This is a genomic window from Planotetraspora silvatica (genome assembly GCF_016863315.1).
Classification (GTDB): Bacteria; Actinomycetota; Actinomycetes; order Streptosporangiales; family Streptosporangiaceae; genus Planotetraspora; species Planotetraspora silvatica.
On sequence record NZ_BOOQ01000031.1, the window covers coordinates 60,894 to 84,652 of the forward strand.

Annotated in this window: 23 protein-coding genes; 16 read left to right on the plus strand and 7 right to left on the minus strand. The window is 71.1% G+C overall.

Annotated elements, in window-relative coordinates; genetic code table 11:
* The first annotated feature begins 45 nt into the window (after positions 1-45).
* From Psi02_RS23700 to Psi02_RS23740, 9 genes are all read left to right on the plus strand, one after another.
* Positions 46-1,971, plus strand: coding sequence for a molybdopterin oxidoreductase family protein (locus Psi02_RS23700; protein ID WP_203977734.1), 1,926 nt, complete (start codon positions 46-48; stop codon positions 1,969-1,971).
* Between the two features lie 7 nt (positions 1,972-1,978).
* Positions 1,979-3,808 carry an NAD(P)H-dependent oxidoreductase subunit E gene (locus Psi02_RS23705; RefSeq protein WP_203977736.1) on the plus strand — a complete coding sequence of 610 codons (1,830 nt, stop codon included), beginning with the start codon at positions 1,979-1,981 and terminating at the stop codon, positions 3,806-3,808.
* A complete protein-coding gene (locus Psi02_RS23710) occupies positions 3,805-4,671 on the plus strand; it encodes a 2Fe-2S iron-sulfur cluster-binding protein (protein ID WP_203977738.1) in 867 nt (288 codons plus the stop codon). The genes Psi02_RS23705 and Psi02_RS23710 overlap by 4 nt, the downstream gene beginning before the upstream one ends.
* On the plus strand, positions 4,664-5,497 hold the full coding sequence (fdhD, locus tag Psi02_RS23715; protein ID WP_203977740.1) for a formate dehydrogenase accessory sulfurtransferase FdhD: 834 nt from the start codon (positions 4,664-4,666) through the stop codon (positions 5,495-5,497). The genes Psi02_RS23710 and fdhD overlap by 8 nt, the downstream gene beginning before the upstream one ends.
* Before the next feature lie 50 nt (positions 5,498-5,547).
* Positions 5,548-5,862, plus strand: coding sequence for an ArsR/SmtB family transcription factor (locus Psi02_RS23720; RefSeq protein WP_275415239.1), 315 nt, complete (start codon positions 5,548-5,550; stop codon positions 5,860-5,862).
* Entirely contained in the window at positions 5,862-6,386 is a 525-nt protein-coding gene (locus Psi02_RS23725) for an SRPBCC family protein (protein ID WP_203977742.1), read from the plus strand. The genes Psi02_RS23720 and Psi02_RS23725 overlap by 1 nt, the downstream gene beginning before the upstream one ends.
* A gap of 556 nt (positions 6,387-6,942) precedes the next feature.
* Complete coding sequence (locus tag Psi02_RS23730) at positions 6,943-7,524, plus strand: RICIN domain-containing protein (protein WP_203977744.1); 582 nt, start codon at positions 6,943-6,945, stop codon at positions 7,522-7,524.
* A gap of 198 nt (positions 7,525-7,722) precedes the next feature.
* Positions 7,723-9,189 (plus strand): SDR family oxidoreductase, encoded by a 1,467-nt coding sequence (locus tag Psi02_RS23735; protein ID WP_203977746.1) that lies wholly within the window; start codon positions 7,723-7,725, stop codon positions 9,187-9,189.
* Positions 9,190-9,798: 609 nt separating this feature from the next.
* Positions 9,799-12,285, plus strand: coding sequence for a hypothetical protein (locus tag Psi02_RS23740; protein WP_203977748.1), 2,487 nt, complete (start codon positions 9,799-9,801; stop codon positions 12,283-12,285).
* Positions 12,286-12,298: 13 nt separating this feature from the next.
* On the opposite strand, the gene Psi02_RS23745 is transcribed toward Psi02_RS23740, so the two are convergent.
* Genes Psi02_RS23745 through Psi02_RS23755 form a run of 3 tightly spaced genes read right to left on the minus strand, consistent with a single transcriptional unit; the run spans position 12,299 to position 15,081 of the window.
* A complete protein-coding gene (locus tag Psi02_RS23745) occupies positions 12,299-13,198 on the minus strand; it encodes a GNAT family N-acetyltransferase (protein WP_203977750.1) in 900 nt (299 codons plus the stop codon).
* A gap of 42 nt (positions 13,199-13,240) precedes the next feature.
* Positions 13,241-13,927 carry a response regulator gene (locus Psi02_RS23750; RefSeq protein ID WP_203977752.1) on the minus strand — a complete coding sequence of 229 codons (687 nt, stop codon included), beginning with the start codon at positions 13,925-13,927 and terminating at the stop codon, positions 13,241-13,243.
* Positions 13,924-15,081: a sensor histidine kinase gene (locus Psi02_RS23755; protein ID WP_203977754.1), complete on the minus strand. Its 1,158-nt coding sequence runs from the start codon at positions 15,079-15,081 to the stop codon at positions 13,924-13,926. Before Psi02_RS23755 ends, Psi02_RS23750 begins: the two co-directional genes overlap by 4 nt.
* Before the next feature lie 177 nt (positions 15,082-15,258).
* On the opposite strand from Psi02_RS23755, the gene Psi02_RS23760 reads away from it, so the two are divergent.
* Entirely contained in the window at positions 15,259-15,489 is a 231-nt protein-coding gene (locus tag Psi02_RS23760; protein ID WP_203977756.1) for a hypothetical protein, read from the plus strand.
* On the opposite strand, the gene Psi02_RS23765 is transcribed toward Psi02_RS23760, so the two are convergent.
* Entirely contained in the window at positions 15,484-15,981 is a 498-nt protein-coding gene (locus Psi02_RS23765) for a MarR family winged helix-turn-helix transcriptional regulator (RefSeq protein WP_203977766.1), read from the minus strand. The two genes, Psi02_RS23760 and Psi02_RS23765, sit on opposite strands and share 6 nt — an antisense overlap.
* Positions 15,982-16,064: 83 nt before the next feature.
* Here Psi02_RS23765 and Psi02_RS23770 point away from each other — a divergent pair, with 83 nt between their 5' ends.
* Positions 16,065-17,312, plus strand: a complete 1,248-nt coding sequence (locus Psi02_RS23770) for an FAD-dependent oxidoreductase (protein WP_203977768.1) — start codon at positions 16,065-16,067, stop codon at positions 17,310-17,312.
* Here Psi02_RS23770 and Psi02_RS23775 read toward each other — a convergent pair.
* Positions 17,272-18,165, minus strand: a complete 894-nt coding sequence (locus tag Psi02_RS23775; protein WP_203977770.1) for an NAD(P)-dependent oxidoreductase — start codon at positions 18,163-18,165, stop codon at positions 17,272-17,274. The two genes, Psi02_RS23770 and Psi02_RS23775, sit on opposite strands and share 41 nt — an antisense overlap.
* A gap of 150 nt (positions 18,166-18,315) precedes the next feature.
* Between Psi02_RS23775 and Psi02_RS23780 the strand changes: the two genes are divergently transcribed.
* Positions 18,316-18,900 carry a CGNR zinc finger domain-containing protein gene (locus Psi02_RS23780; protein WP_203977780.1) on the plus strand — a complete coding sequence of 195 codons (585 nt, stop codon included), beginning with the start codon at positions 18,316-18,318 and terminating at the stop codon, positions 18,898-18,900.
* A gap of 1 nt (position 18,901) precedes the next feature.
* On the opposite strand, the gene Psi02_RS23785 is transcribed toward Psi02_RS23780, so the two are convergent.
* Positions 18,902-19,612 (minus strand): DUF1275 family protein, encoded by a 711-nt coding sequence (locus Psi02_RS23785; protein ID WP_203977781.1) that lies wholly within the window; start codon positions 19,610-19,612, stop codon positions 18,902-18,904.
* 36 nt (positions 19,613-19,648) lie between these two features.
* Positions 19,649-20,440 carry a TetR/AcrR family transcriptional regulator gene (locus tag Psi02_RS23790; RefSeq protein ID WP_203977783.1) on the minus strand — a complete coding sequence of 264 codons (792 nt, stop codon included), beginning with the start codon at positions 20,438-20,440 and terminating at the stop codon, positions 19,649-19,651.
* A gap of 78 nt (positions 20,441-20,518) precedes the next feature.
* On the opposite strand from Psi02_RS23790, the gene Psi02_RS23795 reads away from it, so the two are divergent.
* From Psi02_RS23795 to Psi02_RS23810, 4 genes are all read left to right on the plus strand, one after another.
* A complete protein-coding gene (locus tag Psi02_RS23795; protein WP_203977792.1) occupies positions 20,519-21,481 on the plus strand; it encodes an ATP-binding cassette domain-containing protein in 963 nt (320 codons plus the stop codon).
* The gene (locus tag Psi02_RS23800; protein WP_203977794.1) at positions 21,478-22,302 is read left to right on the plus strand and encodes an ABC transporter permease; all 825 of its coding nucleotides are present in this window, start codon (positions 21,478-21,480) and stop codon (positions 22,300-22,302) included. The genes Psi02_RS23795 and Psi02_RS23800 overlap by 4 nt, the downstream gene beginning before the upstream one ends.
* 157 nt (positions 22,303-22,459) lie before the next feature.
* On the plus strand, positions 22,460-22,894 hold the full coding sequence (locus tag Psi02_RS23805) for a hypothetical protein (protein WP_203977796.1): 435 nt from the start codon (positions 22,460-22,462) through the stop codon (positions 22,892-22,894).
* A gap of 202 nt (positions 22,895-23,096) precedes the next feature.
* On the plus strand, positions 23,097-23,738 hold the full coding sequence (locus Psi02_RS23810; RefSeq protein WP_203977798.1) for a DedA family protein: 642 nt from the start codon (positions 23,097-23,099) through the stop codon (positions 23,736-23,738).
* The last annotated feature ends 21 nt before the right edge of the window (positions 23,739-23,759 follow it).

Below are 23,759 nucleotides of genomic sequence, written 5' to 3' on the forward strand. Positions count from 1 at the left end.
TCCGGAATACTGTAGACCGCATACAGAATCGGGAAAGGACGGCGCATGAAGAGGAAACGTGCCGAGCACTACGACCGGCTGACCCATCCCCTCGTGCGTGAGAACGGCGAGCTCCGCAGGGCCACCTGGGAAGAGGCCCTCGGCCGCGCCGCGGAGGGGTTCCGCCGCAACATCCAGGCACACGGGCCCGACGCGTTCGCGATGCTCTCGTGCGCCCGGTCGACCAACGAGATGAACTACGTGGGCCAGAAGTTCACCCGCGTGGTCATCGGGACCAACAACGTCGACTCCTGCAACCGCACCTGCCACGCACCGAGCGTGGCGGGACTGTCGGCCGCGTTCGGCAGCGGCGGCGGCACGTCCTCCTACCAGGAGGTCGAGGAGGCCGACGTCATCGTGATGTGGGGCTCCGCCGCGCGCAACGCCCACCCGATCTTCTTCCAGCACGTGCTGAAGGGGATTCGCAAGGGCGCCCGCATGTTCGCCGTCGACCCCCGGCGCACCGGGACGGCCGAATGGGCCGACCGCTGGCTCGGGCTCAACGTCGGCACCGACATCCCCCTCGCCCACGCGGTCGCGCGGGAGATCATCCACTCCGGCCTGCACAACCAGGTGTTCATCGAGCGGGCGACGGAGGGCTTCGAGGAGTACGCCGCGTCCGTCGAGCCGTGGACCCTCACCGTGGCCGAGCAGGTGACCGGAGTCCCGGCGGAGGCGATCCGCGAGCTCGCCCACGCCTACGCCCGGGCCGACCGCGCCCAGCTCTGCTGGACGCTCGGCATCACCGAGCACCACAACGCCACCGACAACGTGCGCGCGCTGATCAACCTGTCGCTGCTCACCGGCCACGTCGGCCGGTACGGCTCGGGCCTGTCGCCGCTGCGCGGTCAGAACAACGTGCAGGGCGGCGGCGACATGGGCGCCATCCCCAATCGGCTCCCCGGGTTCCAGGACATCCTCGACCCCGAGATCCGCGCGCGCTTCGAGCAGGCGTGGGACGTGCCCATCCAGCCCCGGTACGGGCTCAACCTGACCGAGATGCTCGAGGCGATGGCCGAGGGCGAGGTCACCACCTGCTACCTCATCGGGGAGAACCCGGTGCAGTCCGAGGCCGACTCACTCAACTGCGTCAAGCGGCTGAGCATGCTCGACCACCTCGTCGTGCAGGACATCTTCCTCACCAAGACGGCGCAGATGGCCGACGTGGTGTTGCCGGCGGCCGCGGCCTGGTGCGAGAGCGACGGCACCTTCACCAACAGCGAGCGGAGGGTGCAGCGGGTCCGCAAGGCGCTGGAGGCGCCCGGCGAGGCCCGCGACGACATCTGGATCCTCTGCGAGCTCGCCCGCCGCCTCGGCCACGACTGGGACTACGACGGCTCCGAGCAGGTGTGGGACGAGCTGCGTGCCGTGTCCCCCGCCCACAAGGGCATGACCTACCAGCGGCTGACCGACCTGCAGGGCATCCAATGGCCGTGCCCGTCGGAGGACGCCCTCGAACCGCCCTTCCTGCACGGGCGGCTGTGGGACCCCGACCCCGCCAAGCGCGGCAGGCTCGCGCCGTTCGCCGTGTTGCGGCACTCTCCCCCGGTCGACCTGCTCGACGAGGAGTACCCGCTGCGGCTCACCACGGGCCGCCGGCTCGACTCCTACAACACCGGCGTGCAGTCGTCGGGCTTCGCCTCGCCGCTGCGGCGGGGGGAGAACATCGAGCTGTCCCCCGAGGACGCGGCGCGGCTCGGCGTCACCGCGGGTGAGGAGGTCAGGATCAGCTCCCGGCGGGGCTCGGTGGTCGCCCCCGTCCACATCGACCCGGCGCTGCGGCCCGGCCTGGTCTTCATGACCATGCACTTCCCCGACGAGGTCGACACCAACGCCCTCACGATCGAGGCCACCTGCCCCATCGCGGGCACGGCCGAGTTCAAGGCGGCGGCCGTGCGCGTCGACAGGCTCGTGCCCGCGAAGGCCGGGTGACGGGCGCATGGATCTGCGGTTCCGCGACGTCGAACCCACCCCCGAGGAACGCGCCGCGATCGACGCCGTGCTCGGCCCTCCCCCATCGGCGTGGGAGGGCGGAGCACGCACCGAGGCGGACCTCCGGTTCGCCTCCGGCGGTCACGCCGCCCGCGAGCGGCGTGACCAGCTCCTCCCCGCGCTCCACGCGGTCAACGACCGGATCGGCTGGATCAGCGAGGGGGCGCTCGACCACATCTGCCGCCGGCTGACCGTCCCCCCGGCCGAGGCGTACGGCGTGGCCACGTTCTACTCGCTCTTCTCGGTGAAACCGCGCCCCAAGCGCGTCCTGCACGTCTGCACCGACCTCGCCTGCCAGGCGCGGGGGGCCGACGCCGTACGGCGCAGCGTCGAGGAGCAGTACGGCCCGCCGGGGGTGTCGTGGACGCCGAGCCCATGCCTGGGGTTGTGCGAGCGCGCTCCGGCGGCGCTCGCGCTCGAGGCCGGCGAGACCCCGAAGGCGGCGGTCTACGGCGACCTCCCCCACGACGAGCCCGTCGACCTGACCGAGCGCGACGAGCCCGCGGCGGAGGCGGCGGTCCCCCAGGCCGGCGACCCGTCCCTGGTGCTGCTGCGCCGCATCGGCAGGGCCGATCCCGCGAGCCTCGACGACTACCGCGCCAACGGCGGCTACGCCGCGCTGCGCCGCGCCTTCGACCTCGGGCCCGCCGGGGTCATCAGGGAGGTGCTCGAATCCGGGCTCGTCGGCCGCGGCGGCGCGGCGTTCCCGACCGGGCGCAAGTGGGAGGCGACGGCCCGTCAGCCCGACCACCCCCACTACCTCGTCTGCAACGCCGACGAGAGCGAGCCCGGCACCTTCAAGGATCGCGTGATCATGGAGGGCGACCCGTACGCGCTGGTGGAGGCCATGACGGTCGCGGCGTACGCCGTCGGCTGCCCGAAGGGTTTCATCTATCTGCGCGGCGAGTACCCCAGGGCGCTGCGGCGGCTGGAGCTCGCCATCGCCACCGCACGCTCGCGCGGCTTCCTCGGCGACGACATCCTCGGCCACGGCTTCTCCTTCGACATCGAGATCCGCCGGGGCGCGGGCGCCTACATCTGCGGCGAGGAGACCGCCATCTTCAACTCGATCGAGGGCCATCGCGGCGAGCCGCGCACCAAGCCCCCGTTCCCGGTCGAGAAGGGCCTGTTCGGCAAGCCGACGGTGGTCAACAACGTCGAGACCCTCGTCAACGTGCTGCCCATCCTGACCATGGGCGCCCCGGCGTACGCCGCGGTGGGCACCCCGTCCTCCACCGGCACCAAGCTGTTCTGCCTGTCGGGTTCGGTGCACAGGCCCGGCATCTACGAGTTGCCGTTCGGGGCGACCCTGCGCGACCTGCTCGAACTGGCGGGAGGCGCGACCGGCGGCGGCCTGCGGGCGGTCCTGCTGGGCGGCGCGGCCGGCGCGTTCGTCCGGGCCGACGAACTCGACGTGCCGCTCACGTTCGAGGGCACCCGGGCGGCCGGCGCGACGCTCGGCTCCGGCGTGGTCCTGGTGCTCGACGACACCGTGGACATGGCCAGGATCCTGCTGCGCATCGCGGAGTTCTTCCGCGACGAGTCATGCGGGCAGTGCGTGCCCTGCCGGGTGGGAACCGTACGGCAGGAGGAGGCCCTGCACCGGATCAGCCGGCGGCCCCCGGGCGCCGACTCCGCCGACGACCTCACGCTGCTGCGCGATGTCGGGCGGGCCATGCGTGACGCGTCCATCTGCGGACTCGGCCAGACGGCGTGGAACGCGGTCGAGTCCGCCATCGACCGGCTCGGCGTCTTCTCTCCCTCGGAGGCGAAATGACCGTCCCCCTCCAGCCGCCCCGCCGGCTTCTCGAGATCACCGTCGACGGCGAGGCCGTACGGGTCCCGGAAGGCTCGACCATCCTCGACGCGTGCACGGCCACCGGGACCGGCGTCCCGACCCTCTGCTACGGCGACACGCTCACCCCGAAGAACGCGTGCCGGGTGTGCGTCGTCGAGGTCGAGGGCTCACGGACGCTCGTGCCCGCCTGCTCGCGCAAGGCGGAGGCCGGCATGGTCGTCGGGACGTCGACCGAGCGGGCCGAGCACAGCCGCAAGGTCGTCCTGGAACTGCTCGCGTCGTCGGTCGACCTGTCGACCACGCCGCGGGCGGCCGAGTGGATCGAGGAGTACGGCGCGAGACCCGAGCGGTTCGGGCCGGACGCGGCCACGGTCGAGCAGCCTGTGAAGGTCGACAACGACCTGTACGTGCGCGACTACAACAAGTGCATCCTGTGCTACAAGTGCGTCGACGCCTGTGGCGACCAGTGGCAGAACAGCTTCGCCATCGCAGTCGCGGGGCGCGGTTTCGACGCGACGATCTCCACCGAGCACGACGCGCCGCTGACCGATTCGGCCTGTGTGTACTGCGGAAACTGCGTCGAGGTCTGCCCCACGGGGGCGTTGTCGTTCAAGTCCGAGTTCGACATGCGGACCGCCGGCACCTGGAACGAGGCCGAGCAGACGCGGACCACGACGATCTGCAGCTACTGCGGCGTGGGCTGCAACCTCACCCTCCACGTCCAGGAGAACCGGATCGTCAAGGTCACCTCGCCGCACGACAACCCGGTGACCCACGGCAACCTGTGCATCAAGGGGCGCTTCGGGTTCCAGCACGTCCAGAACGTGGCGAGCGATGGGTAGGGTCACCGTCCAGCGCCGCATCCTGCGGCTGCGCGACTCGGCCGCCACGCGCAAGGTCGACATGCTGGCAGCGGAGGAACCGCTGGAGATCCGGCTGAACGGGAGTCCGCTCACCATCACGATGCGGACTCCCGGCGACGACTTCGACCTCGCCGCGGGGTTCCTCGTGAGCGAGGGGGTCATCGGCTCAGCGGAGGACGTCGACACCATCCGCTACTGCGCCGGGGCGACGGTGGACGGCGAGAACACCTACAACGTCCTCGACGTACGGCTCGCGCCCGGCGTCGAGCCCCCGGCCGTCTCGCTGGAGCGCAACTTCTACACCACCTCCTCCTGCGGGGTGTGCGGCAAGGCCTCGCTCGAAGCGGTCACCACCGTGGCCCGGTGGGAGGTCGCGGGCGATCCCGTACGGCTGGAGCCCGCGCTGATCTCGACCCTGCCCGACCGGCTCAGATCCGCCCAGCGGGTGTTCGACCGGACCGGCGGCCTGCACGCGGCGGGCCTGTTCACGTCCTCGGGCGAGATGTTGTGCGTGCGCGAGGACGTCGGGAGGCACAACGCCGTCGACAAGCTGCTGGGCTGGGCGCTGCGCGGCGGCCGGCTCCCCCTGGCCTCCACGGTGCTGATGGTATCGGGGCGCGCCTCGTTCGAGCTGGTGCAGAAGGCGGTCATGGGCGGTGTCCCGGCGCTCGCCGCCGTGTCCGCTCCCTCGTCGCTGGCCGTCGAGCTCGCCGCGGAGCGAGGGCTGACGTTGCTGGGCTTCGTCCGCGGCACCTCCATGAACGTCTATGCCGGCGAGGAGAGGATCACGCGGAAGGCCGCCTGAAATCCGAATATGCCTTGCCAAGTATATTCCGGCTATGGCATGTTAAGGGAGTGTCCGACGCGATCTGGTCCGTGCTGATCGACCCCAACCGCCGCGCGATGCTCGATCTGCTGCGCGAGCGTCCCCGCACGGTGGGCGAACTGGTCGATGAGCTCGACCTGACCCAGCCGGCCACGTCCAAGCACCTCAGGGTGCTGCGTGACTCGGGCTTCGTGCGCGTCCACAAGGACGCGCAACGTCGCGTCTACGCCATCGACCCGGCTCCGCTCGCCGCGCTCGACGCGTGGCTCGCGCCGTACCGGCGGTTGTGGAACGACCGGCTCGACGCCCTCGGACATCACCTCGACACCACGAAGGAGCCCTGATGGACCGCGGAACGTTCGTCCAGCACGAAGGCCGCCCCGCCGTGCGCTTCGAGCGCACCTACGCGCACCCGGTCGAGCGGATCTGGGCGGCCGTCGCCACCCCGGAGGGACTGGCCCACTGGTTCCCCTCCAGGGTCGAACTGGAGCCGCACACCGGGGGAAAGATCACTTTCTCCGACGATCCGAACACCGAGCCGACGGCCGGCACGGTCCTGGCGTTCGAGCCGCCCCTGCGTCTGGCCTTCTCGTGGGGCGGCGACGAACTGCGCTTCGACCTCGAACCGGTCGACGCGCACCACTGCCGCCTCATCCTGATCAACGTCCTCGAGGCACGGGACACCGCCGCGCGCAACGCCGCCGGCTGGTCGGTCTGCCTCGCCGAACTCGGCAAGCACCTGTCCGGTGCGCTCACGGACGGACCGCACGGTGAGGCGGCCGAGCCCTGGAAGCCCCTCTACGACGCGTACGTGGCGTCGGGCATGCCGTACGGCGCGGCCATTCCGGGAGCCCCTTCCGGCGCCTGAACCCGAGGGATCCCGGGTCGTCGATCCGCGCCGCCGCACGGTCACCCTGAGGCGACCGCGATTGACGCAAAGTTATCGGAATTTGGACCCGCCGCCGTCCTTACACGGGAGATGTCACGGATGTAATGTGAGCGTAAATCGGGGGCTCCACCAATGGTTACACCCCGGATTTGGAAGCCAATCGTGCACCGCCTGACGATCAGGGGAGAATCAGGCATGCAGCACAGACGCGCCCCTCCATGTCCGCCGTCGAAGCCTATGGGCGTCTTCACGTTCCGCCACGTCTTGGCCTGAACGTTCCTCATTAAATGCCGAGCCGCACCCGGGCGACGAGTCACCGTTTCCGGCCCGTGGATTCGAGCGGGCTGCGGCATTTCCGTCGACGACGTGTTCTCGCGCGCCGAGAGAGCAATAAGACGCCTCTCGGTGACACCCGCGCGCCGACGATTCACCGAATGATCCAGGGCGGCTCATCAATGCTGCCCGAACGGAGAAGATTCCACGAAGAAGGGAATTCGGCATGAGCATGCTTCGCCGGAGGTTCACCCGATTAACCATGGCGCTGATCACCGCGGCCGCCGCCCTCGTGGCCGTGCCACTGGTCACCGCCCAACCCGCTCAGGCCGCGGCCAGCATCTGCTCGTCCCGCTACGGCGCCGACTGGAACGTCGGCAACCAGGGATTCTGGTGGGGAGCGGCCGCGGCCAGCAGGGCGCAGAGCACGCGCATGGTCATCGACATCGCCGGTCCGTCCACGGCCAACGGCGCGTTGTCGCATATTTGGAACTGGTACAACGGCGAAAGCCAGTACTGGTGCCTGCACCGCATCAACTTCGCCGACGGCTCGTACGCGTACCAGATGCGGAATTACTACACCGGAAAGTGCCTCGACCTCGTCACGAATCCCGCCAACGGATCCCGCGTGAAGCAACAGGACTGCAACTCGGGCTATCCGAACCAGCGGTGGGTTCAGGAATACGTAGGCTCGGTGACGACGCCCGAGGGATCGAAGTCCGGTTATTCGTTCCGTCGCGACGACACGAACTACTGCCTTGACGTACTGGGTCAGGGAACGGTCGCGGGAACTCCTCTTCAGGTGTGGGGTTGCAAATACTCCGGCAACCAGGTGTTCTACTGACCGGAATGAGATCCGCAACGATCTCATTCTGCCGGACCATTCCGCCGCATAACGGGCCGGTCCGTCGAGATTGAGATCCGAGTAGTGACCTCCGTACGCCGGCGTGAGTGATTCGCATTCAGCGACGATCCGCGGACCAGGGCGGCATGCAAGAACTCACGCCGGCTTCGGGTATGTACCCCTTCGGGGGTGGGGGTGATGACCCGGTGTCTGGTGACGGGGGCCACGGGCTACATCGGCGGAAGGCTGGTGCCGCAACTGCTGGACGCCGGTTATGAGGTGCGGTGCATGGCCAGGGCCGCCGGCAGGCTGCGTGACCAGACCTGGCGCGACCGGGTGGAGGTCCGCGAGGCCGACGCGCTGACGCCCCGGCAGACCCGGGCCGCACTCGACGGCGTCGAGGTCGCCTATTACCTCATCCACACGATGGGGTCAGGACGCGACTTCGCCAGGAGGGACCGGCGGGCGGCCGAGGTCTTCGCCTCCGCGGCAGGGGAGGCCGGTGTCCGCCGGATCGTCTACCTCGGCGGCCTCACCACGGCCACCAGGCCGTCGCCGCACATGCGCTCACGGGGAGAGGTCGAGCGGATCCTGCTCGGCTCCGGTGTCCCGGCCGTCGCGTTCCGCGCAGCGATGATCATCGGCTCGGGGTCGGTGTCGTTCGAGATGTTGCGCCACCTCACCGAGCGTCTGCCGATCATGACCACGCCCCGCTGGGTGCGCACGCTGACACAGCCGATCGCGATCAGGGACGTGCTTCGCTACCTGGTGGCCGGCGCGGAACTGCCCACCCAGGTGAGCCGGGCCTTCGACATCGGCGGCCCCGACGTCCTGTCCTACGCGGACATGATGCAGGGATACGCCGACGTCGCCGGCCTGCCTCCACGAGTGATCATCCCCGTGCCGGTGCTCACCCCGCGGTTGTCGAGCTACTGGGTCGGGCTGGTCACTCCGGTGCCCGCCGGAGTCGCCCGCCCGCTCGTGGAGTCGCTGCGCAACGAGGCGATCTGCCACGAGCACGACATCACCCGGTACGTCCCCGACCTCCCTGAAGGGCTCATCGGATTCCGTCAGGCCGTGGATCTGGCCCTCCGGCGGATCAAGGAGGCCGACGTCGCCACCCGCTGGTCGTCGGCCTCGACCCCGGGCGCGCCGAGCGACCCGCTTCCGACGGACCCCGACTGGGCGGGCGGCAGCCTCTACGTCGACGAACGCAGCAAAGTCGTCGACGCCTCCCCTGCCGCGCTGTGGCAGGTCATCGAGGGCGTCGGAGGCGACAACGGGTGGTACTCCCTGCCCGTCGCCTGGCGGATCCGCGGGCTGCTGGACCGCCTCATGGGCGGAGTGGGCCTGCGCCGGGGCCGCCGCGACGCCCGCAGGCTGCGCGTCGGGGACGCGGTCGACTTCTGGCGGGTGGAGGAGATCGTCCCCGGGACGCTGCTCCGGCTGCGCGCCGAGATGCGGCTGCCCGGCCTGGCCTGGCTGGAGCTCGCCTGCCACGAGGAGGACGGCCGGACGGTCTACCACCAGCGGGCGATCTTCCACCCGCACGGCCTGCTCGGCCACCTCTACTGGCGGGGCATCTCCCCCTTGCACGGCCTGATCTTCGGCCGTATGCCGGGCAACGTGGCCAGGGCCGCGGCGCGGCTGCCGCACCCCGTCTGACGGTCAGCGGGCGGTCACCGCCGGGACCAGGGCTCCCACGGCGTCGGCGTAGTAAATCGATCCGCCCAGGTGGAGGGCGAGCCGGCGGAAGGTCCAGCCGTCGCCGGGCGAGTGGTCGAGCTGCTCAGGCGTGAGTGCGTCCAGCCGGTCCGTCCAGATCTGGGCGAGGCGGGTGATGCGGCTGCGGGCCTCATCCAGGTCCTGCGCGGTGAAAGGGGCGAGGTCGGCGGGGGTCGTGGTCGGTCATCGCGGTCACCACCAGCGCGGGCCTGCGGTCATCGGTGATCGGGGATTCGTCGGTCATGATCGGTCTCCGTTTCAGCCAAGGGGCAGCTCTCTCGGTTCTCATGGAATCTCTGAAGGTTTCCGTGAGAACGGGAAGAGACGCGGCCATCGGATCGGCCGCGTTCGCTGAGGACGCGAGTACGAGGCCGGCCTCGACACCGTAGGCTCCGGAAATTTCGGCGGCCGACGAAGCGCAGCGGCATGCCGTCCAGGTGGCGGGCCTTCGGGAACCGCGGGAGATCATGTCGCGGAATATCGTGCGTTGCACCGTTCCATATGGTCCAATCGCGGCACAACCGATCAGCGGACCAACGGGAGGCCGTGATGGCCGTGTCCGAGACGGAGTCAGTGTCAGGCCTGGTGGCAGGGCTCGTCCCGCCGGAGCCCCACTCCGACGGCGTGACCGAGATCCGCCTCCACGGCGTGGGCGGCGCGTCACCGCGGAGTCTGCTGGGCGAGTATCCGCTTCAGCAGGTCGGCGGAGACGCGATCGCGGGGTTCTACCGCAGGCCCGACGGGGAGGGCCGCCACATCGAGGCGTACTCCTGGGGTGGGCTGACCTCGCGGAGCGGCGCCCGGGTGTTGTGGTTGCTGCTCCTGCCGTTCCTGCTGGCGAACCTCGCCGGATGGATGTTCCCGTCCCGGTTGCTGGACCGTCCACGCACCTTCGCGGTCTACCGGGCGGCGGTCCGCTGGGCGGCGCTCGCCGTGACGCTGAACGCCGTGTTGTTCCTCACCTGGATCCCCGTCGACTACCTCGGATACCAGTGCGGCGGCCGCGCCGAGTGCGTCGACCCGTGGCCGCTGTACGGGTTCGGGCTCCAGTTCGGGTTCGTCCAGGACCATCCCGGGCGGCGGATCCTCCTCGCCGCGGCCGTCCCCCTGCTGGCGATCGCGATCATGATCGTGCTCTCCCGCCGGACGCTGGGCCGGTATGAGACGGTGCGGCCGCCGGCCCGCGGCCCTCTTCCCGCGCCCGATCCCGCACGCAGCGCGGCCGCGCTGACCGCCGGGCTCGCACATCCCGATTTCTGGAACGGCAGGCGTGCGACCTCCCGGCTGGGCACGGCGCACCTGGCGGCGGCGGTCGCCATGCTGGCCGCGCTGATCGCCCACACCGTACGGTCGACGGTCGACGTGGAGCAGCGGCCCCTCGCGGTGGGCGCGCTGATGCTGAGCGGCATCGTCCTGGCCGGTGTGGCCGTCGCGCTGGTCGCCGAGACGGCGAAACGGTGGCCCGAGAAGCTGGCCGGGACCATGCTCGGGTTCGCCGTGGCCGCCCTGGTCCTGTCGGCGATCTTCGCCTGGCTCCAGCCGGCCGTCGCCTTCGTGGAGGGCGAATTGCCCGGCATGGGGCAGGCCGTGAACCTCACCAACGGCGCGGTCGCCGCGACTCTCACGCTGTTGCTGCTCGCGGTGCTCGCCGGCACGGCCCTGCGGACGAGCGGGTGGCTCCTGTTGATCGCCACCGTGGCGGCGACGCTGCTGGCGCTCTGGGTCACGGACGTGGCGGAGTTGACCGGCGTCCGGATGGTCGCCGTTCTGGCGCTCGCCGCAGGGCTGGGCCTCGCGGGCCAGGTGGCACGCCGAAGCTACGACAGGTTCCGCTGGGCGGCGCCGTTCGTCGTGATGGCGCTCGCGGCGGGGGTGCTCAACGTTTTCATGCTCGGGTTGCTGATCAGGGTCGCGGACACGGTGGGCGCGATCCACTACTCGGAGACGGACTACCTTCTGCCGCCCGAGGAGCCCGTCATCGCCGTGTTCCAGGTCATCCGGCCGTTCGCGCCGTACCTGGTCCTGCTTCCGGGGGCGGTTCTCCTGCTGTTCCTGCTCTGGCAGGGCGTCCTGATCTGGCGTGCCGCGAGCGGCCCGACCGCGGAACGGACCCGGCAGGCGTATCTCGCGCAGGAGAGGGACGGCGCCCCACCCCTCGACGGTCCCGCGGAATGGGTGGCCTCCACCGTCTCCGACCCTGCCGTACAGGACCCGGCCGTCCACGACTGGCTGCGCGTCCGGCCCTGGGCCCGGACCGTGGCCGCCTGGCAGCGCATCGGCCGGTCACCCCTGGATCTGGACCTGCTCTTCACCGCCGTCGTCGTCGCGGGGGTGTTCCTGGTCGCCTCCATGCAACTGGACGACGCCGGTGGGGCGCCCCCGTGGATGATCGGCCTCGGCACGACGGTCGCCGCGGCGCTCCCCCCGCTGCTCATCGTGTTGTTGCGATCCGGCTGGAGCGACCTCGGGCGGCGCAAGGTGATCGGCGTCCTGTGGGACGTCGGCACGTTCTGGCCGCGTTCCTACCATCCGTTCGCTCCGCCGTCGTACGCCGAGCGCGCGGTGCCGGAACTCCAGCGCCGGATCTGGTGGTTGCACGACAACGGTGGCCGGATTCTGCTCACCGCGCACAGCCAGGGCTCGGTGCTGGCCGCCGCCGCTCTCGCGCAGCCGGATCGCCGCAGCCCGGACGACCGGGTGTCGCTCGTGACGTTCGGCGCTCCGGTTCACAAGCTTTACAACTGGGGCTTTCCCGCATACTTCAACCAGGACGTGCTGAGCCGCCTGCGGATCGAACGATGGGAGAACCTGTACTACCTGACCGACTACGTGGGCGGTCCCGCCGCCGTCGGTGCCGCCTGCGATGACGTCGAGATACCCGACCCGCCCACCAGCACGTTCCGGTACGGCGAGCCGGCACCCCGGGTCGGCAGCCACACCGGTTACTGGGACGACCCCGCGCTGTGGAAGGCCGTCGGCCAGGCGGCGGCGCTGCTCGCGGCCCGACGGACGCCGGTTGAGGAGTCGCAGGTGTGAACGCCCCTCAGGCTCAGCCGAGAGCGAGCGCCACCGGGAGGAACAACCGGTCTCGGTCGCCGGGCAGGTCCGCGCCGCGAATCATGACGGCCGTCGTGAACGCCCGGCTGAGGCCGTGTTCCACGGCCCAGTCGATCAGGGCCGGCCATCGGTGCTCCACGTCGACGCGCAGCGTGCCCTCGGCCTCCGCCGCCAGGTCGGAGAGCAGCGCCAAGGCCGTCGGCTCGTCACCGGCGATCAGTGGTCCGAGCGCGGTGACGCTCTCGTTGCGCCAGGCACCGCCGTACCCCGTGATGCCCGAGGGCCCTTCCACGACTCGCATCGACGTGCAGAACGCGGGCAGCCGGGTGACGAGTTCGGTGCGCGGCACGCCGCACACCTCGGCGTCCAGAGCGAGCACCGCGGGGAGGTCGGAGGCGGCCATCGGGCGCGACACAGGCCGGGCCGGGTCCGAGCGCGAGGAGCGGAACGACCCCGTGTACGCGCTGCAATGGCCGATGGCGCGAAAGCCCAGGCGTTCGTAGAGGGGACGCCCGTAGTCGGTGGCGCTCAGCCAGACGCTTGCCGTGCCGCTCCGGTCCAGTGCGTGCGTCATGAGCCGCCTGCCGAGGCCCCGGCGTTCGTGTTCGCGCGCGACGAGCATCATGCCGATCGCGGCGATCCCCGTGCCGTACCGGCTCGACACCACCGCCCCGGCCAGCCCGCCGCCGGGGGCGTCGATGCCGTAGACCTCGCCCACATCGAACAGCAGGCGCCATCTGTGCTCTTCGCTCAGCCACTCCCGGTCCTGCGCCAGCAGCATGCAGTCGGGGAGGTCGTCGATGCCGAGCCGGCGGATGGGCATGTCCGCCGGAAGCCGCGTGCCGCGGTTCTGGTCGACATCTGCCTTGATTTCCGCATCGATTTCCTGCACGACCAGGGAGAATAGCGGCCCGCGGCACGCCACGTCGATCGATTAACCGGCCGCGTCCTGCTCGTCGAGGAGGCCGGCGTCGTGGACCAGCAGGGCGATCTGCACGCGGTTGTTGAGCCCGAGCTTGGTGAGGATTCTCGACACGTGTGTCTTGACCGTGGGCACGCCGAGATAGAGGACGGCGGCGATCTGCGCGTTGGACCTGCCTTCTCCGACCGCGACGGCCACCTCGCGTTCGCGGTCGTTGAGAAGCGCGAGGCGCCGCCCGGCGTCAGCGCGGCGCCGGTCCTGGCCGGAGCCGGCGACCCGGGCGATGAGGCGCCGGGTGACCGCCGGGGAGAGCACGGGGTGGCCCTTGGCGACCTGGCGCACCGCGGCCACGATCTCGTCGGGCGGGGTGTCCTTGAGGAGGAATCCGGCCGCTCCGGCGCGCAGGGCGCGGAGCACGTGCTCGTCGGCGTCGAAGGTGGTCAGGACGACGACCTCGGGCGCGTCCGGGCGCGCGCGCAGGGCCTCGGTGGCGGAGAGCCCGTCCATCGCGGGCATCCGGATGTCCATCAGCACCACGTCGGGGCCGTGGAGGTCGACGAGGGCCAGCACTTGGGTGCCGTCGCCCGCTTCGGCGACCACGCGGATGTCGGACGCGCCGCCGAGCATCATCGTCAGCCCGGCACGCACCAGGGGATCGTCGTCGACGATGAGCACGCCCACGGGGAGAGGGTCTGTCATGTCGGCCAGGGTAACCACGCCGTCAGCCGCCAGCCGCCCTCCTCGGTCGGGCCGTGCTCCAGCCGCCCGCCGGCGAGCGCGACGCGTTCGGCCAGCCCGAGGAGTCCCTGGCCGTGCCGCCACTGACGGTGCCGCTCACCCGGCCGCCGCTCTCCGGGCAGGGCGCCGTTGCCCACCTCGACGGTCAGCCCCTGTCCGGGCGCTCCCGCCGCCCGCAGCCGCACATCGGCCCCCGCGGCGTGCTTTCTGGCGTTGGTCAGGCCTTCCTGGATCACGCGGTAGGCCGTGCGGCCCATGCTGTCGGGGACCGGGCCGCCGGTCTCCTCGCGCAGGTCGACCCGCATCCCCGCCTCGACCGACTCGGCGACGAGCTGGTGGATGTCCGCGAAGGTGGGCTGTGGCAGCTCGCCGACCGGGGCGCGGAGGACGCCGATGACCTCGCGCAGGTCCTGCAGCGCCTGGTGGGCGCTCTCCCTGATGACCTTGGCCGCGCGGGCGATGTCCTCGGGCGGGGCGTCGGGGCGGTACTCCAGCGCACCGGCATGCACGCTGAGCAGGGACAACCGGTGGCCGAGCACGTCGTGCATCTCCCTGGCGATGGCCTCACGCGTGCGCGACTGGGCCTGCTCCGCACGGAGGTGCGCCTCGGTCTCCGCACGGGCCGCCCGGTCACGCCAGGACTCCACCAGCTGCCGCCGGTGATGGATGAACATGCCCCAGCCCACTGCGGCGCCCTGGATCGTGAGGCCGAGCAGCCACAGCAGGAACCCGGGTGTGTCCGGCTCAGGACGCAGCTCGACGTAGACGACGCCGGCGACCAGGCTCAGCCCGAAGACGATCCCCGTCGTCCGGGGCGGCCGGTGGACCGCGACCGTGAACAGGGCCACCAGCATCGCGCCCGCGACCAGCTCGGAGAACGTCGACAGGGCGATCAGCACCATGGACAGCTCGACCGGCCTGCGGCGGCGCAGCCACAACGCGGCGCAACCCGCTGCGGCGACGATCTGGTCGACGTTGAAGAGCCACGCGGGCTCCGGCATGGCGATCTGAACGCGCTCGGCGCCCGTGAGCAGTCCGAAGCCTGCCGCGAACAGGAACAGGCAGGTGTCCACGATCCAGTCCCGGGTGCTGCGCCGGGCCGCGGAGGTGTCCATCGCCTCGAGGCTACCGATCGGCCGGGATCCGGTCCCCTGCGGAAAGGGCGACGGTACCGAAGTCCGGCAAGACGCTACTTTGGTCGGCGGTGGCCCTCCGGACGGATACGCCGGGCGGGCCGCGGAAAGCCTCATGGCCGTTCCGCGGCCCGGCGACGGTTCCCTAGCGTTCCGACCATGCGAAAAACCGTGCAGTTCGCCGGGTTCGTCATGATCCTCCAGGGTGTCAGCGGCGCGATCGACCATCTGGCGGTCCAGCCGTTCTTCGGGATCGTGCTGAACCTCTTCAACCGCGTCGTCGTCCCCCGCGTGAGCCTCCTGTCCGAGTATCCGCTCTTCGCGAACCTGACGCTGGCCTTCCTCGGCGTGATCGTGGTCATCGCCGCGGAGCCGCCCAAGCGGTCATGACAGGGCTTCGACCCCGGTCCCCGTCAGGTTCTCCAGCATCCGCTGGAGCATCCCGGTGAGCTCCCGCACCTCCGCCTCGGAGAATCCGGCGAGCAGCCGCCCGGTGACGCGCCCGAAGACGGGGGCCACCCGAGGGATGATCGCGCGCCCCTCGTCGGTCACCTCGATGACGATTGACCGCCGGTCGCCGGGGTGCCTGCGCCGCCGTACCAGCCCTTTGTCCTCCAGGCGGTCCAGCAGTCTGGTCATGCCCGCCGTGTCGGTCCCGAGCTGCGGCGCGAGCTGGTTGGGGCTCGCCTCCTGCCGCGCGGCGTGAAGAAGGAGCGCCGCCTGCTGGGACGTGACGTCGAACGGGGCCAGCTGGCTCTCCACGGCGGTGCGCAGCTCGCGGCCTACCTGGTTGAGAAGCGAGCCGCCTCCCAGGACGAGCGCGATCGGGACGTTGCGGCTCTGGTCCTGGAACGGCCGGCTTCCGGCTGATGGGGTTTCCATCGCGTCATGGTAGCTGGCACGACTGTTGCTGTCGCGACAGCTATCGGGCTACGGTGAGGCCGTTCCCCCGAAAGGACCCCCACATGAATGAAGATCCTTTGAACGGCCCGCACGTCCTCGTCGTCGGTGGCGGCGTCGGCGGGCTCTGCCTCGCCCAGGGACTGCGGAAGTCCGGCATCCGTGTCGACGTCTACGAACGCGACGAGTCCGCCCGGTTCCGCGGCCAGGGCTGGCGCATCTCACTCAAGGAGGAGGGCACGTCCGCCCTCAGAAGCTGCCTGCCGGACCACCTGTTCCAGCTCTGCGTCGCGACGGCCATCAGGCCGGCCACGCGGATGGCCTTCCTCGACCACCTGCTGAATCCCAAGTTCGAAAAGCCCATTCCGCCGCTGCCCGACGACGTCTTCTTCGGAGTCAACCGGCTGACGCTGCGCGAGATCCTGCTGTCCGGCCTCGACGACGTCCGCCACTTCGGCAAGACGTTCGTACGGTACGACCATGCCGAGGACGGCCGGGTTCGGGCGCACTTCGCCGACGGGACCTCCGCCGCCGGCGACCTGCTCGTCGGCGCCGACGGGACCAACTCGGCGGTCCGCCGCCAATTGCTGCCCGGCGCCGAGGTCGACGACCTCGGGAACGTCGTCTACGGCAGGACGCCCATCACAACCGGCATGCTCGACTGGGTCCCCGAGGTCCTCGTCGACAGCTTCAACCGCCTGATCTCACCTGACGGCGCGGCGATGTCGGTGGTCACGTGCAGGACCAGGGAGCCCGCGCCCGAGGCCGCCGCACGGCTCGCCCCCGGCGCACGGCTGACGGACATGCCCGGCTACTTCGCCTGGATGGTCTCCAGCGACGGGCCGGCAGGCTGGTCGGCCGGGGCACCGCTCAGCACCGAGCAGTTCAGGCAGGCCGACGGGGAGAGCCTGCACCGGCTGGCGTACGAGATGGTCGCCGGCTTCCACCCGCTGGCCCGGCGGATCCTCGACGAGGCCGACGTCCCGGCCACCTTCCCGGTCGGACTGCGCAGCGCGCGGCCCGTCGCGCCCTGGGCCACGACCGACGTCACGCTTCTCGGCGACGCCGTGCACACCATGTCGCCCGGTCGCGGCGAGGGCGCCAACACCACCCTTCGCCACGCCGAACTCCTGCGGCAGGCGCTGGCAGGCGTCGCGGCGAAGGGCGTGCCCCTGCTCGACGCCGTGGGCCGTTACGAGGCGGAGATGCTCCGGCACGGCTTCCAGGTCGTCTCCGCCTCGCTGGGCAACCCGCTCATGCCGCGTCCCGCCGTCACGATCCCGTCTCGGCCAGGCCCGCGCGGCGCCGGATGACCTCGGCGACGGCCGCCCAGTCGAGGTCGGCGTCGCCGTGCGCGATCGCGTCGACGAAGGAGTCGCGCAGCACGCTCCCGAACGGCAGCGGCACGTTCGCCTCCGCCCCGGCGGTCAGCGCGAGGGAGATGTCCTTGAGCCCGAGTGCGAGGCGGAAACCCGCGGGCTCGTAGCGCCGCTCGGCGACCATGGATCCGTAGCCGGTGTAGATCACGCCCGGGAAGATCGTGCTCGTGAGCAGGTCGACGAGATCGGCGGACCTGATCCCCCTCGCCTCCGCGAGGGCGCAGGCCTCGGCGACGGACTCGATCGCGCAGGCGACGAGGAAGTTGCCCGCGATCTTGACCACGTTGGCCTGGTGCGGCCTGTCACCCATCCGCCATGTGCGCTGCCCCATGGCCGCGAACAGCGGCTCCACATGGTCGATCAGCCCGCTGTCGCCCGCAGCGACGATGTTGAGCTTCCCGGCGGCCGCCACGTCGGAGCGGCCCATCACCGGCGCGGCGAGGTAGCCGAGGCCGTGCTCGGCGTGGAGGGCGGCGGCGCGGTCGGTCAGTTCGACCGAGACCGTCGCCATGTTGACGTGGACGGTCGCCTCCGCTCCTTCGAGCAGACGCGGATCCAGCAGGACCGACTCGACGGCCTTGTCGTCGGACAAGATCGAGACGACGACGTCGTTGGCGAAGACGTCCTCCAGCCCGGCCGCCTCGGAGGCGCCCTGGGCGACGAGTTCGGCCACCGGCTCAGGAGATCGGTTCCAGACCTGTACGGCATGGCCCGCGCGAACCAGGTTGGCCGCCATCCCCCTTCCCATGGCGCCGAGCCCCACGAAGCCGACGTTCATCGCTGTCATCTCTGGATCCCCTCGATCTTCCGCTCGCGAGACGGGGAGGCCGTGCACGCCTCTCATCGTCAGGGTCTGGCGCTCGTCCTACCCAGCACCCACCGGACGTGCACGTTAGCACCGGGCCGCAGCTAATGGTGAACCGGTTATAGTGGTTCCGTGGCGAATTCGGACGGCATCGGGGACAGCGGTTTCAGGTTCGGCAACGGGCGACTGTGCTTCACGTTCACCGCGACTCTCGGCGACCGGGGCGCGCCCGTCCCCCTTGAACGGCTCGCCGTCCCCGGCGATCTCGCGCGGTGGTGTGTGGAAGCCGGACTGCTCGACGAGACTCCCCCGGCCGGCGCCGCCGCGCTCGCCGGAGCACGCCGCCTGCGCGAGGCGATCGACCGCGCCGCCGAGCGGGTTCGCACCGGAGCCTCACCCGGCCCGCAGGACGCGGAGATCCTCAACGACTGGGCCGCGCGGCCGGCCCTCGCGCCCCAACTGGACGCGACCGGCGGGCTCGGCTGGCGCCAGGAGGGTGCCCAGGTGCGGCACGTTCTCGCTCTCGTCGCACGCGACGCGGTGGACGTCCTCACCGGTCCGATGAGATCGCGCCTGCGCCGCTGCGCCGGCCCGGACTGCGACGGCCTGTTCGTCGACGTCTCCCGGCCGGGGAACCGCCGCTGGTGCTCCATGAACACCTGCGGCAACCGCGTCAAGAAGGCGGCCTACCGGCAGCGCCACGCGCAGTCCGGGTGATTCACGCCGCCGTACGGCTCGGCCGTACGGCGAGCGGCCACAGACCGGCGAGCACGAGCGCCAGGAGCGCGGCGGGCACCACGGGGCCAAAAGACCCCCCGTGATCGACCATCCACCCGCCGGCCGCGGCCCCGACCGCCACTGATGTGAGCAGCACGACGTTGTGCCACTGCACCTTTCCCTCGGTGACCAGGCCCGCCACCACACCTGTGAGCGTCCCGGTGAAGAAGGTGGTCGACAGGCCGGGGATCCCGAAGGTCCTGACCACCGCGCTCTGCGCGCCCATGGCCAGTGAGGCCACGCCGGCCAGCGTGAGACGCACGCCACCCGTGGGGTGACCCCCCTCCACCGCCCACACCCCCAGCAGGCCGGCCAGCATCAGGAACTCGGCCCCCAGCACGACCGCCACCCGGACGCCCCAGCCCGGATGGCCCGGCCCGGTCCGGCCGATCACGTGGCTGCCCGCGAGCACGCCGGCGACGAACCCGGCGATCGCTCCCGTCGCGTGCGCGGCGAGTGTCGCGTCGGGACGGCCCGCGGCGAGGCCGAGCAGGACGAGGTTCCCGGTCATGACGCTGGTGAAGACGCCGCCCAGCCCGAAGAAGCTGATCGCGTTGGTGGCTCCCGTCGCCAGCGTCAGCGCGGTCGCCAGGATCTGCGGCCCGAGCCGGACCCACCTTCCCGCGTTCGCGGCGGTCGCCGAAGCCCGCATCCCGTCTCCCCCGCCCACCGCCCCGGACGGACGGACCTACCGTTCAGCATCCCCGGACTCGGCCGGGCGCACCGCGTGGGACCCGATGAACGTCTCGATGCCGTCGAGCACCCGCTGCAGGCCGAACTCGAACGCGTGCCGGGGGTCGTAGGCCGCGTTGTGCGCCTCACCCGCCGCCGCGCCGACGCGGGTCGCGATCGGGTAGCGGGCGGGATCGAAGACCTTCGCGAAAAACGGGGAATGGGCGTACCACCACTCCTCATCGGTCATCCCGGTGCTCCCCTCGGCCTGGGCCGCCTCCACAGCGCCTCGCGCGGCGCCGGCGACGTAGCCGTCGATCAGTGTGATCACCGAGTCCATCTCGAGGTCGTCCAGCCCGATGCCGTCGACCGCGCGCAGCTCGTAGTCGTACTTGGCGACGATGTTCGGCCCCAGCGGCGGACGGCTGGCGGAGACCTGCGACATCCACGGGTGCCGCTGGAAGAGGGCGAGGTTCTCCCTGGCGATCAGCTCCAGCCTGCCGCGCCAGCCCCCGGGGACGTCCTCGGGCATGGCCACCTCGCCGCACACGGTGTCGAGCATGACGTCGAGCAGCTCGGCCTTGCCCGGCACGTAGGTGTAGAGCGACATCGTGCCGACGCCGAGCCGTTCGGCCACCTTGCGCATCGACAGCGCGGCGATCCCCTCGGCGTCGGCCACCTCAATGGCCGCCCGCACGATCAGGTCCACGCTCAGGTCGGGCTTGCCCTTCCTGCTCGCCCGCTCGCCCGTGCGCCACAGGATGGCCAGGCTGCGTGCCGGATCTCCCCTGCCCGTGTACTCCGTCATCGCCGCGAAGTCTATCCTCGCGGCCGTACCGTATGGTGTACGGTACGGCGTACGGAATCGACTGGACGGAGACTGAGAATGACGTTCGCAGTGGTCGCGGAGGGGCTGCGCAAGCGCTATGGCGACACCTGGGCGGTCGAGGGCTTCGACCTGGCCGTGCCCGAGGGCACGGTGTGCGGGCTGCTGGGCCCCAACGGCGCGGGCAAGACGACGGTCGTGCGGATGCTGACCACGCTGCTCCGGCCCGACGGCGGCTGCGCCGCGGTGGCGGGTCACGACGTCGTACGGCAGGCCGCACAGGTGCGCTCGCGCATGGGACTGGTCGGTCAGAACGCCGCCGTCGACGAGATCTTGAGCGCGCGGCAGAACCTGGTCATGTTCGGGCGGCTGTCCCATCTGGGCCTCGCCCGGGCCCGCTCCCGCGCCGAGGAGCTGATCGAACGGTTCGACCTCGCGGAGACGGGCGGCAAGCCGGTCAAGCAGTTCTCCGGTGGCATGCGCCGCCGCCTCGACCTGGCGGTCAGCATGATCCTCTCCCCGCCGGTGCTGTTCCTCGACGAGCCCACGGCGGGGCTGGACCCGCGTGGCCGCAACGAGGTGTGGGAGGCCGTGCGGGCGCTCGTCGCCACAGGCTGCACGGCGCTGCTCACCACGCAGTATCTGGAGGAGGCCGACCAGCTCGCCGACCGGATCTCCATCATGGACACGGGCAAGGTCATCGCCGAGGGGACGCCGGGAGAGCTCAAGTCGGCGCTGGGCGGCGACCGCGTCGAGGTGGTCCTCCACGACGCCGCCGACCTGCCGGCCGCGGCCGGCCTCGTCGAGCGGGCGACCGGCACGGAGCCCTCGCTCGATCCGGACACCCGCCGCGTCGGTGCGCCCGTGCGCGAGAAGGCGGCGGCCCTGGCCGAGCTCGCCCGCCTGCTGGAGGCCGCCGGTCTGGCCGTGGAGGACATCGGGGTCCGCAGGCCCACCCTGGACGAGGTGTTCCTCCACCTGACCGGAGACGCCCGCGACCCGCACAAGGAGGTGGCCGCATGACGCCGGGCACCGCGGAGGTTCCGTACGACCCGATCACACGGCTGCGGTGGGCGGTCGCCGACTGCTGGACCATGACGCTGCGCATCCTCGCGCACTGGGCCCGCCGGCCCGGTCAGGTGGCCGTCGGCCTGCTGTTCCCCGTCATGATCGTGCTGATGTTCGGCTACCTGTTCGGCGGCGGCATGGCCGTACCCGGGGGCGGCGACTACCGGGAGTACCTCATGCCCGGCATGTTCGCCATCAGCATGCTCTTCGGCATCGAGACGACCTTCACCGCGGTCGCCGCCGACGCGGCCAAGGGCGTGACCGACAGGTTCCGGTCGATGCCGGTGGCCCGGTCCGCGGTCGTGGCCGGCCGGTGCGTGGCCGACATGCTCAACGCGGCACTCGGCCTCGCCGTGCTGATCCTGTGCGGGCTCGCCGTCGGCTGGCGGTGGCACGACGGCTGGGGCAGGTCGGCCGCGGCGATCGGGCTGCTGTTGCTGCTGCGTCTGGCGTTCCTGTGGGTCGGCATCCACCTCGGGCTCGTCGTCGGCTCCCCCGACGCCGTCGTGGCCGTCCAGATCCTGGTGTGGCCGGTGGGCTTCCTGTCCAACGCGTTCGTGTGGACGGACACGATGCCCGGCTGGCTCGCGGCCGTCGCGGAGTGGAATCCGCTGGCCGCCACGGTCACCGCCACCCGTGAACTGTTCGGCAATCCCACCGGCGGCGGATCGTGGATCGCCGGGCACGCGACGCTGATGGCCGTGGTCTGGCCGCTGGCGCTGATCGCGGTCTTCTTCCCGCTCGCCGTACGCCGCTACGCCCGGCTCGACCGCTGACGCGAGATTCCACAAGCGGCCCGACCACAGCCGCGAGACCACAGCCTCGACGCCGGCCGCCGCCGGGCACGTGAGCCGGGGGCGTGAGCCGGGGGTATAGCCGCCCTCCACCTCCCGCTGTGTCCGTTATAAGGCCTTATGGGAAAATTGAAGGGCCATGTCGACGGACATAGAAGTGATCCTCAACGATCAACCTGGTGAGCTGGCCCGGCTGGGGGAGATCACCGGGGAGTCGGGCGTGAACGTCCTCGGCCTGGCCGCCGTCACGGGCGAGGGCAAGGGCGTCGTCCACATACTCGTCGACGACGAACTGGCCCCCAGATGCCGGAGAGCACTCGAAGCCGCCGGAATGGGCGTGGCGGAGGTGCGCCCGGTCATGGTCGTCGACGTCGAGCACCGCCCCGGCACACTCGGCGAGCTGGCCAGGGAACTCGCCGAGGCCGGCGTCAACATCGACCTGGCCTACACGACCTTCGGCGGCGTGCGGCTCGTGATCGCCACCGACGATCTCGACGCCGCGTCCGCCGCGCTCGACTGGCCGCCGGATCGCCCGGCGCCCGATCCCCCCAGCATCTGGGATCAGCCCGAGTGATCCCCGCGGCGCATGCCCGGCGAGACGGCGCTCCTCGACCACCTCGCCGAACCGGCGCCGGACGCCGGCTGCGGGCCGGCGCCGCCACCTGACCCTCCGCCCGTGCGCGCGGTAGGAGACGCGGGCCGATCGGACGACGGGAGTACTCTCCGTCTCCTCCTTGTGGCCGAGGGGAATCAGGGGCGTCTCAGGGTCGCGCCCGATGTCCCCTGCATCCTGCTCGACGAGGCTTGATCTCGTGCTGGACGTCCTGCGAGACCAGAATCTCCTTATCGTCTGCGTGGCCCTGTTCGGGTTCCTCGTCCTCGACGGCATGCTGCTGATCGGTCTCGTCATCCCGGCCGACGCGCTCATCCTCCTGGCGGGCACCACGGCGGCGGGGCCGGCGGAGGTGGCGGCGGTGATCGCCTCAGGCGCGGCCGGGTGCGTCACGGGCGCCTCCGCCGGCCATCTCCTCGGCCACCGGTACGGCTCTCGCGTGCTGCGCGGCCGGTGGGGCTCCCGAATCGGCGAAGACCGGTGGCGGCGGGCCCGCGACGTCCTCGACCGCAACGGCCTGGCACTCGCGCTGTCGTATTTCCTCCCGGTCATGGACTCGCTCATCCCGGTCCTGGCCGGGACGCTGGGCATGCCGTACCGGCGGTTCATCGGCTGGGTCGTCCTCGGCGGAACCGCATGGGTGTCGACGGACGCGATCGCGGGATACGCCGCGGCGGAGATCGGGAACGGCTATCTGCTGGTCATCGTCGCGGTCGTGCTGATCGGCGCGTCCACCGCGGTCCGGCTGCGCCGCTCCCGCCGCACGGAGGACGTCGAGACGCCCGAGACCGCCGACGCCGCATGATCACGCACGGTGCCTCCCCTG

What these genes read in the sequence shown, in the direction of transcription:
- Psi02_RS23700 (WP_203977734.1), top strand. Translation starts at nt 46, where the DNA reads ATGAAGAGGAAACGTGCCGAGCACTACGACCGGCTGACCCATCCCCTC.
- Psi02_RS23750 (WP_203977752.1), bottom strand. Translation starts at nt 13,927, where the DNA reads ATGACAGACCCTCTCCCCGTGGGCGTGCTCATCGTCGACGACGATCCC.
- Psi02_RS23790 (WP_203977783.1), bottom strand. Translation starts at nt 20,440, where the DNA reads ATGACGGAGTACACGGGCAGGGGAGATCCGGCACGCAGCCTGGCCATC.
- Psi02_RS23770 (WP_203977768.1), top strand. Translation starts at nt 16,065, where the DNA reads ATGAATGAAGATCCTTTGAACGGCCCGCACGTCCTCGTCGTCGGTGGC.
- Psi02_RS23810 (WP_203977798.1), top strand. Translation starts at nt 23,097, where the DNA reads ATGTCCCCTGCATCCTGCTCGACGAGGCTTGATCTCGTGCTGGACGTC.
- Psi02_RS23800 (WP_203977794.1), top strand. Translation starts at nt 21,478, where the DNA reads ATGACGCCGGGCACCGCGGAGGTTCCGTACGACCCGATCACACGGCTG.
- Psi02_RS23725 (WP_203977742.1), top strand. Translation starts at nt 5,862, where the DNA reads ATGGACCGCGGAACGTTCGTCCAGCACGAAGGCCGCCCCGCCGTGCGC.
- Psi02_RS23705 (WP_203977736.1), top strand. Translation starts at nt 1,979, where the DNA reads ATGGATCTGCGGTTCCGCGACGTCGAACCCACCCCCGAGGAACGCGCC.
- Psi02_RS23730 (WP_203977744.1), top strand. Translation starts at nt 6,943, where the DNA reads ATGGCGCTGATCACCGCGGCCGCCGCCCTCGTGGCCGTGCCACTGGTC.
- Psi02_RS23735 (WP_203977746.1), top strand. Translation starts at nt 7,723, where the DNA reads ATGACCCGGTGTCTGGTGACGGGGGCCACGGGCTACATCGGCGGAAGG.
- Psi02_RS23740 (WP_203977748.1), top strand. Translation starts at nt 9,799, where the DNA reads ATGGCCGTGTCCGAGACGGAGTCAGTGTCAGGCCTGGTGGCAGGGCTC.
- Psi02_RS23785 (WP_203977781.1), bottom strand. Translation starts at nt 19,612, where the DNA reads ATGCGGGCTTCGGCGACCGCCGCGAACGCGGGAAGGTGGGTCCGGCTC.
- Psi02_RS23805 (WP_203977796.1), top strand. Translation starts at nt 22,460, where the DNA reads ATGTCGACGGACATAGAAGTGATCCTCAACGATCAACCTGGTGAGCTG.
- Psi02_RS23765 (WP_203977766.1), bottom strand. Translation starts at nt 15,981, where the DNA reads ATGGAAACCCCATCAGCCGGAAGCCGGCCGTTCCAGGACCAGAGCCGC.
- Psi02_RS23775 (WP_203977770.1), bottom strand. Translation starts at nt 18,165, where the DNA reads ATGACAGCGATGAACGTCGGCTTCGTGGGGCTCGGCGCCATGGGAAGG.
- Psi02_RS23760 (WP_203977756.1), top strand. Translation starts at nt 15,259, where the DNA reads ATGCGAAAAACCGTGCAGTTCGCCGGGTTCGTCATGATCCTCCAGGGT.
- fdhD (WP_203977740.1), top strand. Translation starts at nt 4,664, where the DNA reads ATGGGTAGGGTCACCGTCCAGCGCCGCATCCTGCGGCTGCGCGACTCG.
- Psi02_RS23755 (WP_203977754.1), bottom strand. Translation starts at nt 15,081, where the DNA reads ATGGACACCTCCGCGGCCCGGCGCAGCACCCGGGACTGGATCGTGGAC.
- Psi02_RS23710 (WP_203977738.1), top strand. Translation starts at nt 3,805, where the DNA reads ATGACCGTCCCCCTCCAGCCGCCCCGCCGGCTTCTCGAGATCACCGTC.
- Psi02_RS23795 (WP_203977792.1), top strand. Translation starts at nt 20,519, where the DNA reads ATGACGTTCGCAGTGGTCGCGGAGGGGCTGCGCAAGCGCTATGGCGAC.